The sequence below is a fragment of the Raoultella sp. genome (assembly GCF_039594335.1).
Taxonomy (GTDB): Bacteria; Pseudomonadota; Gammaproteobacteria; order Enterobacterales; family Enterobacteriaceae; genus Klebsiella.
Genome location: NZ_JBCNNS010000162.1, coordinates 1 through 8,014, shown reverse-complemented (window position 1 = coordinate 8,014; position 8,014 = coordinate 1). Strand labels below are relative to the sequence as shown.

The 8,014-nt window shown below is 56.9% G+C and carries 6 protein-coding genes and 5 pseudogenes; 4 read left to right on the top strand and 7 right to left on the bottom strand.

Translation table 11 applies throughout. The features are described from left to right. Positions 1-196 (bottom strand): annotated as a pseudogene (locus tag ACZAHD_RS19905) (IclR family transcriptional regulator domain-containing protein); the annotation flags it as partial. On the opposite strand from ACZAHD_RS19905, the pseudogene ACZAHD_RS19900 reads away from it, so the two are divergent. Together ACZAHD_RS19900 and benD are read left to right on the top strand one after the other, a co-directional pair. Then, positions 183-758 (top strand): annotated as a pseudogene (locus ACZAHD_RS19900) (FAD-binding oxidoreductase); the annotation flags it as partial. The pseudogenes ACZAHD_RS19905 and ACZAHD_RS19900 sit on opposite strands and share 14 nt — an antisense overlap. Positions 759-767: 9 nt before the next feature. Continuing rightward, complete coding sequence (benD, locus tag ACZAHD_RS19895) at positions 768-1,541, top strand: benzoate diol dehydrogenase BenD (RefSeq protein ID WP_462458300.1); 774 nt, start codon at positions 768-770, stop codon at positions 1,539-1,541. Here benD and yddG read toward each other — a convergent pair. The 3 genes and pseudogenes from yddG to ACZAHD_RS19880 form a co-directional block, all read right to left on the bottom strand. After that, complete coding sequence (gene yddG, locus ACZAHD_RS19890; RefSeq protein WP_462458299.1) at positions 1,538-2,416, bottom strand: aromatic amino acid DMT transporter YddG; 879 nt, start codon at positions 2,414-2,416, stop codon at positions 1,538-1,540. The two genes, benD and yddG, sit on opposite strands and share 4 nt — an antisense overlap. 440 nt (positions 2,417-2,856) lie before the next feature. Beyond that, positions 2,857-3,288: pseudogene (locus ACZAHD_RS19885) on the bottom strand (VOC family protein). A 158-nt stretch (positions 3,289-3,446) separates the two neighbouring features. Then, complete coding sequence (locus ACZAHD_RS19880) at positions 3,447-3,743, bottom strand: PAAR domain-containing protein (RefSeq protein ID WP_462458298.1); 297 nt, start codon at positions 3,741-3,743, stop codon at positions 3,447-3,449. A gap of 86 nt (positions 3,744-3,829) precedes the next feature. Here ACZAHD_RS19880 and ACZAHD_RS19875 point away from each other — a divergent pair. Continuing rightward, positions 3,830-4,003 (top strand): annotated as a pseudogene (locus ACZAHD_RS19875) (Tn3 family transposase); the annotation flags it as partial. Positions 4,004-4,159: 156 nt separating this feature from the next. Here the strand turns inward: ACZAHD_RS19875 and ppk2 are convergent. Next, positions 4,160-4,978 carry a polyphosphate kinase 2 gene (gene ppk2, locus ACZAHD_RS19870; RefSeq protein WP_462458297.1) on the bottom strand — a complete coding sequence of 273 codons (819 nt, stop codon included), beginning with the start codon at positions 4,976-4,978 and terminating at the stop codon, positions 4,160-4,162. Positions 4,979-5,410: 432 nt separating this feature from the next. Here ppk2 and araJ point away from each other — a divergent pair, with 432 nt between their 5' ends. Then, positions 5,411-6,580, top strand: coding sequence for an MFS transporter AraJ (gene araJ, locus ACZAHD_RS19865; protein WP_462458296.1), 1,170 nt, complete (start codon positions 5,411-5,413; stop codon positions 6,578-6,580). Here the strand turns inward: araJ and ACZAHD_RS19860 are convergent. Beyond that, a complete protein-coding gene (locus ACZAHD_RS19860) occupies positions 6,577-7,671 on the bottom strand; it encodes an alkylhydroperoxidase domain protein (RefSeq protein WP_462458295.1) in 1,095 nt (364 codons plus the stop codon). The genes araJ and ACZAHD_RS19860 overlap by 4 nt on opposite strands. Before the next feature lie 8 nt (positions 7,672-7,679). Further along, positions 7,680-8,014, bottom strand: a pseudogene (locus ACZAHD_RS19855) (putative FMN-dependent luciferase-like monooxygenase); the annotation flags it as partial.

The following is an 8,014-nucleotide window of genomic DNA, read 5'->3' as shown; positions in this document are numbered from 1 at the left end:
CATATCCCTGCATACGTACTCTGGCTATTTCCTGCCGTAATCCCGGTAAATCACACAGCGTATGCGGGGTGTAGCGAATGAGATTTGCGCGTGACAATGTCACGTCAAGCTGTTCTTCCGCCAGCGCGCTAAGCAGTACGCGGCCCATTGAGGTCGCCCATGCTGGGAGACGACTTCCGCGACCGATGTCGACGCTCTACTCTTTCAGCTCGCTTCCGGGAGAGCGCGAAGGCCGGTTCCTGATCCGCAATGTGCCCGGCGGCGTAATGAGCCAGTGGCTGACGTGGCAGGCGGCGCCGGGCGATCGTCTCACCCTGAGCGGTCCGATGGGCAGCTTCTATCTGCGCAACGGAGAACGCCCGTTGCTGATGCTGGCGGGCGGGACCGGACTGGCGCCGCTGCTGTCGATGCTGCACACTCTTGCCCGGCAGGGCAGCACCCGACCAATCACGCTGCTTTACGGTGTTACCCGCGACGGCGATCTGGTGAAAACCGAAGCGCTGGATGCTTTTGTCGGTCAGCTTTCTGGCTACCGTTGGTTGCCGGTCGTGGCCGATGAACAGAGCGCTTGCCCGCAGCGCGGTTTTGTCACCGGGCATCTTGATGACGCGATGCTTAACGCTGGCGATGTCGATATCTACCTGTGCGGCCCGCCGCCGATGGTTAACGCGGTCTCCGGCGCGCTGCGCGAGCGGGGAATTCAGCCAGCGGGTTTCTGGTACGAAAAATTTCTCGCCAGCCAGAGTGCGGCGGCATAAGGAGGAACGATGCGTTTTCAACATCAAGTGGTGACCATTACCGGTGCCGCCCAGGGCATTGGTCGTCAGACGGCAGAACAGGCCGCTCGCGAAGGCGCCCGTTTGCTGCTGATCGACCGTTCGCGCTATGTCCACGAGCTGGCGGCGACGCTGACCGAGGGCGGCAGCGAGGTACTGGCGCTGGAGGCGGACCTCGAACAGTGGGAAAGCACTGAGCAGGCTTTTGCCGTCGGAGCCGCCCATTTTGGCCGTCTTGACGTGGTGATCAATAACATCGGCGGCACGATCTGGACGCGCCCGTTTGCCGAATATCAACCGGATCAGATTGAACAAGAGATTCGTCGCTCGCTGTTTCCGACGCTGTGGGGTTGCCGCGCCGCGCTGCCGTGGATGCTGAAGCAGGGAAAGGGCAGCATTGTTAACGTCTCGTCCGTCGCTACCGCGGGGATTCACCGGGGGCCTTATTCGGCGGCGAAAGGTGGGGTCAACGCATTGACCCGTTCGATCGCCATGGAGTACAGCGGCAGCGGGATCTGCATCAACGCCGTGGCGCCGGGCGGGACCGAGGCACCGGCGCGCGTCACCCCGCGCAATCATGAAACGCCCACGGCGCAGGAGCGGGAATGGTATCAGCAGGTGGTCGATCAAACCGTGGAGAGCAGCCTGATGCATCGCTACGGGACGTTGGCGGAACAGGCAAACGCGATCCTGTTTCTCGCCAGCGATGAGGCAAGCTATATCACCGGCGTCACGCTGCCGGTGGCCGGAGGCGATCTCGGCTAACGTCGGGTGGCATACCAACAGAGCAGGGAGCCGGCACTAACCATGCCGGCGCCCTGCCAGAACGACCACGAGAGGACCGCGCTGAGCAGCACCGCCGCCAGCGCCGAAGAGAGCACTGGGGTAAAATAAGAGGCGGCCGCCAGCAGGCTGACGTTGCCGTAGAGAATACCGATGTTCCAGGCCGCATAGCCAAACCCGAGCGCCACCGCGCACATTACCAGCTTAATGCCCACCGGCCAGCTGAAAACCATCGGCGGTTGCTCGCTCAGCATAAACTTCAGCCACAGAGTGAAGGCGGTTAATAAAACAAACAGGGTAATGCCGTTTTTGCCGCGCGCATATTTCGCGGTGACCGTGCAATAGGTCGCCCAGATAAATGCGCCGACAAAAGCCAGAATATAGCTCAGGGGGCTGGAGACGACGTTCCGGGTAATTTCATCGATATTCAGACCATGTTCACCGCCTAATACCCAGGTGACGCCAAGGAGCGCGAGAAATAAGCCAGGCACAACCAGCCAGCTGGTTTTCTGACCATTAAAGAGAATGGCAAAGAGAATCGTCAGGCTGGGCCACAGATAATTGACCATCCCGACTTCAATCGCCTGCTGGCGACTGCCAGCAAAGCCCAGCGACAGCGACAGACAAATTTCATAGCTGACGAACAGCAGACTGCCGGCCAGCAGATAGGCGCGCGGCATTTGCCGCAACCGGGGAAAGCCGACGGTGGCCAGCAGTAATAAGCCACTCAGGGTATAGATCATTGCCGCGCCGCCGACCGGACCTAATCCTTCGCTGACGCCACGAATTAATCCGACCATCGTGCTCCACAGTACAATGGCAGCGAGACCGGTCAACGTTGCTTTTTTCTTTTCCATGTCAAACCTGACACCGATATTCATCAAGAGCCGATTTATAACACTTTTTCATTCCGTCTGGCCCCTGTTTTCCTTCGCGCGTAATAAACAAAGGGGGTAATGATATTCGTTGGCCTTGACTATTTAGGGGGCGACGGTTTTCGACAGTGATTTGACGCATAAAAACGGAGGCATTGCTGTTAGTTTCCCTCGCGATGAACACGCATCCTGCATGGAGAAAACATTCCCGTTCGTGGGGACGACCTATCGCCTGACCGAGCATTTCCACACCTGGACCAAACCACGGAGTACAAAGCGTTTCTGGTCAACATCGAGAAAGCGTAAGGAACGATTCAATGGCGATGGAAACGTCATTGCGTTGCTGTGAGTACAGTACGGAAGGTACCGCAACATGCCGTTGCCGATCGTGTCATGGCGCGACCGGGTCGCGCCATGGGTTTTCAGATCTCGCTACGCAGGACTTCCAGCCCGACGCGTTGGCCGTAAGAGAGTTCCAGTGTATTGCCATCCGGGTCACTGAAAAAAACGTAATAGCCCACCGGTTCGCCAAGCTGCTCCGGTTCCTTTCTCAGCACGCCTTCCCGCCGTGCCATCGCGGTTTTCGCGTCGATCTCCTCTTTTGTCGCGCAGGCGACGCCTAAATGACCAAACGGCCCCAGTGGGGTATCGGTCGGCTCATCCGCTTGCACCAGCACCAGGGCGAATAAGCGGGTACGATCGCTTAACTATGCCACGTGGCGAGCGGAGGGAAGATCCGGCGAGCGATGGTGAATCACTTGCATAGCGGTGTAGCGGGTATAAAAATCAATGCTCCTGTCGAGATCCCGCACCATAAAGGCGACGTGGGTAAAACCGCTGTCAATCTCATGCATATCATGTCCTTATCGTTGTCTGACGGGGATGCGTTAAGCGTAATACCTGAAGTTAAGTTGAGGTAAACGGCGAATTTGTCGATTTGAGCTCACCAGAAAGGGGGGGACTTTCCCCACCCCGGCAGCAGTAGACGAAGCGGGCAAGGCGGAATCTGCGATTAGTAGGAGTCAGTTTGGATCTCGGAACTTATGGTAGACTGCGTGGCTGAACCGTAAACATAGTGATCGGGGCAACGGTACAGCACTCTGTCACCTGTGGCAGCATATGCTTTGCCTTCTTCTGTCCAGTGCTGTGCGGAGGCAAGGATTTCAAAATACCCGTTGCATTTGCTGCATGATGCCTTGTCGCCAGTCCGGGCTATTGCTTTACTTCCTTCGAACCAGGACGCAGTCGCTGAAATAATTTCGCCGTAACTTGTTATATCGCCAAGGCAGGCCAGTGCTGTTGCCATCATTAATCCCTCAATATTTAGGCGGTTATACTCACTGGCATCATACAACAGTTACAACTTAACCAAAATTCTCCGTTTCTGATTGCCGGTATAGTGTCTGGTTACCACGTCCTAAAATCATGGAAATTCTGGAAGAGGTAAACAGCTGGACGAAGTTTACTCGACATTTTTCGCATATAAAAAATGACGTTACCCGTCCTGACATTTGGCTGCTTCTCACCGCTATCCTTACGGACGGCATCAATCTTGGTCTAACCAAAATATTAGGCTGAGAGCATACCAATCTGATAGGCGATTATATCTGGAAAAGCAACAGGACACCGGTTTCCGGTCAGTTTCGTTGCTTGCGACCAGCTAAAGTAGAAAGGGTTTAAAATAGCCTTAACGTACAATCATTTTCGATATCCAAACTGACCTCATTAGTAGCGCTCGGCAATAAAACGGAAAGGATAATCGGCGGTTTTCACTTTGCCGATTTTACGTTTGGGTAATTTAACCGGTTCGGTATGCACGCTTTTATAGGGGATCTGCGACAGCAGATGAGTAATGATATTCAGGCGCACGCGCTTCTTCTCTTCCGAACGGGCGACAAACCACGGCGCCCAGGCGGTGTCGGTGGCGGCAAACATCGCATCCCTGGCCTGCGTGTACTCATCCCAGCGGTTAAACGACTTGATATCCATCGGCGATAATTTCCAGATTTTGCGCCCATCATCGATGCGGTCGCGGAGGCGACGCTCTTGTTCTTCCGGCGTCACCTCCAGCCAGTATTTGAGCAGGATGATGCCAGACTCCACCATCGACCGTTCCACCAGTGGTGCCCCGGCAAGGAATTTCTCCACTTCGTCGGCGGTGCAAAACCCCATCACCCTTTCAACGCCGGCCCGGTTATACCAGCTGCGGTCGAAAATGACGATTTCGCCTGCGGCCGGCAGATGAGGGATATAGCGTTGAAAATAGAGCTGCGTCTTCTCTTTGTCGGTAGGGGCCGGCAGGGCAATCACCCGAAAAATACGCGGGCTGACCCGCTCGGTGATCGCTTTGATAGTACCGCCTTTCCCGGCGCCATCGCGGCCTTCAAAGACAATACAGACTTTGAGTCCCTGGCTGACCACCCACTGCTGCAATTTAACCAGCTCAACGTGAAGTTTGCGCAGCGCTTTTTGATACTCTTTATCGTCAAGCGGCTTCATTTTGCTCGAACCCGCTACACCCTTGGCCTTCTTGTTGTTTCCCATGGCTATTGCTCCGTTCTGCGTGGGGAAAGGGGACTTGTGTACGGTAAGTGTAATCATCCCGGGCGAGACTGGCGGACATAATGACATTTCTGCGGTTTATCTGACGAAGTCGGCGAGGCGTCACGCCAGCAGGAAGAGAACGGGTCCAGATTTGGACCGGTTTTTTGTTTTCATTGCGCAGGCGAGCGCCTACCGTTTGCGGACTCTTTGCTATTAGACCGCCTGGACTGTCTCCCGAACATTGCCCGTGTGGTGAGCAACGCCTTCGCGCGCTGAAGGGCGCTAAGGCGGTTGCTCTCTGACAGACTATGACTCACATGAATGGTTCGCGCTATTTCATGGACAAACGAGTCAGCGCACGTTTTTGTCTGGTTTGCCGATCCCGAATGGTCAATAATGCCGGCCGAAAATTCAAAATACGTGATTAACTGAATGAAAAAGACGATTTTTTCGCTCGCGCTGGGCACGTTCGGCCTGGGTATGGCGGAATTTGGCATTATGGGCGTGCTGCCGGAGATCGCTCACGATGTCGGGATCTCGATTCCTGTCGCCGGCAATATGATCGCCTGGTATGCCTTTGGGGTGGTGATTGGCGCGCCGGTGATGGCGCTGATTTCCAGCCGCTTTTCATTAAAGTCGGTGATGCTGTTCCTCGCGGCGCTCTGCATTCTCGGGAATACCTTGTTTACCTTTTCTTCCAGCTATTTCATGCTGGCGACAGGTCGACTGGTGTCCGGCTTTCCACATGGTGCCTTTTTTGGCGTCGGGGCGATTATTCTGTCGAAGGTAGCGCCGCCGGGCAAAGTGACCGCCGCAGTGGCCGGGATGATTGCCGGTATGACCATTGCTAATCTGATTGGTGTCCCTGCCGGGACCTGGCTGGGGCATCAGTTCAGCTGGCGCTACACCTTTCTGGGTATCGCACTCTTCAACGTAGCGGTGCTGATGTCGATTTTCTGGTGGGTTCCGACGGTCTATGATCAATCCACGACGCGACTGCGGGAACAGTTTCACTTCTTGTCGTCTCCTGCACCGTGGCTTATTTTTGCCGCGACCCTGTTTGGCAACGCCGGGGTATTTACGTGGTTTAGCTATATCAAACCGTTTATGATCCATGTTTCCGGGTTTTCCGAAAGCGCGATGATCGCCATCATGATGGTGGTGGGGCTGGGGATGGTTATCGGTAATCTACTGAGCGGAAAAATCTCCGCTCGCTACAGTCCGTTGCGCATTGCAGCCACCACCGATGGCGCCGTTGTGGTGGTGATGCTGCTGATCTTCCTCTTTGGTGACCATAAAGCGGCATCGCTGCTGCTGGCATTTTTGTGCTGTGCCGGACTCTTTGCGCTGGCGGCGCCGTTGCAAATCTTATTGCTGCAGAATGCGCGGGGCGGAGAGATGCTGGGGGCGGCTGGCGGGCAGATCGCCTTCAACCTCGGCAGCGCGATCGGCGCATTTTGCGGCGGGATGATGATCACCTCTGGCTTTGGCTGGAATACGATCGCGCTCCCGGCAGCATTACTCTCCTTCCTGGCCATGACATCCCTGTTGATTTACGCCCGCGGCCAGCGGAACCGTCTGGCGGCGGGCGCGGTGGATTAATCGCTTTCCCACGGTTCGCCGAGGGTCAACATCAGTCGGTTAGCCCACGCGAAAAAGGCCGCCGATTGCAGTAAATCGAGCTGGGCCAGGGTGTCAAGACCTTGCTCTTGCAGACCATGGAGATGCGCTGCGGTCAGGGCTGGCGGCGTGACGGAAAGGGCGGCGGCGAAATCTATTTCCGCCCGCCAGCGCGGCGACTGGCCGTCGCTCAACGTTTCCCCCGGCGTCACCGCCAGCAGCGTTTCTATCGCGGTCTCATCTTTTGCTAACTGCGCCGCCTTGCGGGCATGCACCGATGCGCAATAAATACAGCCGTTAACCTTACTGGCGACTGTGGCGGCCAGCTCCCGTTCCGCGCGCGGCAGACCGCCAGGCGTGTAGAAGATGCCTTTGTCGGTCAGCGTGCGTTGTTCCAGCACCGGCTGATTGCGTGCCAGCAGCCGAAAATAGGGGGAATCCGTATGGCCAAATTTCGCCAGAATCGCCCGTTCGTCGTCGCTGAAAGCCTCCAGCGGTTTGGCTTCAAGCCAGGGCTCCCAGTTCAGCTCATCGCGGGTGAAATGTCCCGGTGCCGGCTTGCCGCTGATCGTTTGCCGGGTGGTATGCCAGAAACCGGCCACCACCGGCGTATCGGCGCGGGTAAAGGGTTTTCCGTTCAATAAGCGCAGGCCGTTGAGTAACCGGCTCTGGAAGCTAACGAAAGCTATCAGCTGGGCGAGGGTGACCACCGCGCGCGGGGTCCAACCGGCGCGGGTGAGCGCCTGTAACGCCGAAGGCGTGGCCTCCACCGGGCTGAAGGTTAACAAGCGGGCAAATGCCAGCGCCGGGGTCAGCCGTGCAGAGGTCGGGTCGGCAAGACCAAAACCGGCATAGTGGGCGGCCAACGCATCGTCCTGATGCAGCTTCGCGACTTTGGCGGCAACGGCAAAACGCTCATCGGGTGGAAAATCCTCATCCTGCTGGCTGAACAGCACCTCATAGCTGCCCTGCGCATGGCGGGTCGCCGCATCACGCACGGCCCGGGCCTCGGCTAACGGGGAATCCGGGGAAATCTCTGCCAGCTCTGCCAAAATATCCTGACTCAGTGTCATGGTGACTCCTACCTTAGTTGCGGGGCGATATGCTGAGCGATCAGTTCAAGGGAACGCAGCGTGTCATGGTGCGACGGCTCAACGGAGTGCACCTGGAACGAAATATCAGTCACGCGGGCGAGCACGCTGTCCCGCGCCAGAGACGCCTGCACATGTTCGACATCGCCGACGTGGGCATCCAGCTGTGACAGATAATCGGTGACGGTGTCACCGATTATTTCATACCCGGCGGCGCGATGTGCCGCCGCCTGTTGGCGTAATCCCGGTTCGGCGACTTGCAGGGCGTACTGCTGGCTGTCGGCGACAAAGGCAGTGCGTGAGGCAAGGATCCTCGGCGCTGTGC

What these genes read in the sequence shown, in the direction of transcription:
- araJ (WP_462458296.1), top strand. Translation starts at nt 5,411, where the DNA reads ATGAAAAAGACGATTTTTTCGCTCGCGCTGGGCACGTTCGGCCTGGGT.
- ACZAHD_RS19860 (WP_462458295.1), bottom strand. Translation starts at nt 7,671, where the DNA reads ATGACACTGAGTCAGGATATTTTGGCAGAGCTGGCAGAGATTTCCCCG.
- ACZAHD_RS19880 (WP_462458298.1), bottom strand. Translation starts at nt 3,743, where the DNA reads ATGATGGCAACAGCACTGGCCTGCCTTGGCGATATAACAAGTTACGGC.
- yddG (WP_462458299.1), bottom strand. Translation starts at nt 2,416, where the DNA reads ATGGAAAAGAAAAAAGCAACGTTGACCGGTCTCGCTGCCATTGTACTG.
- ppk2 (WP_462458297.1), bottom strand. Translation starts at nt 4,978, where the DNA reads ATGGGAAACAACAAGAAGGCCAAGGGTGTAGCGGGTTCGAGCAAAATG.
- benD (WP_462458300.1), top strand. Translation starts at nt 768, where the DNA reads ATGCGTTTTCAACATCAAGTGGTGACCATTACCGGTGCCGCCCAGGGC.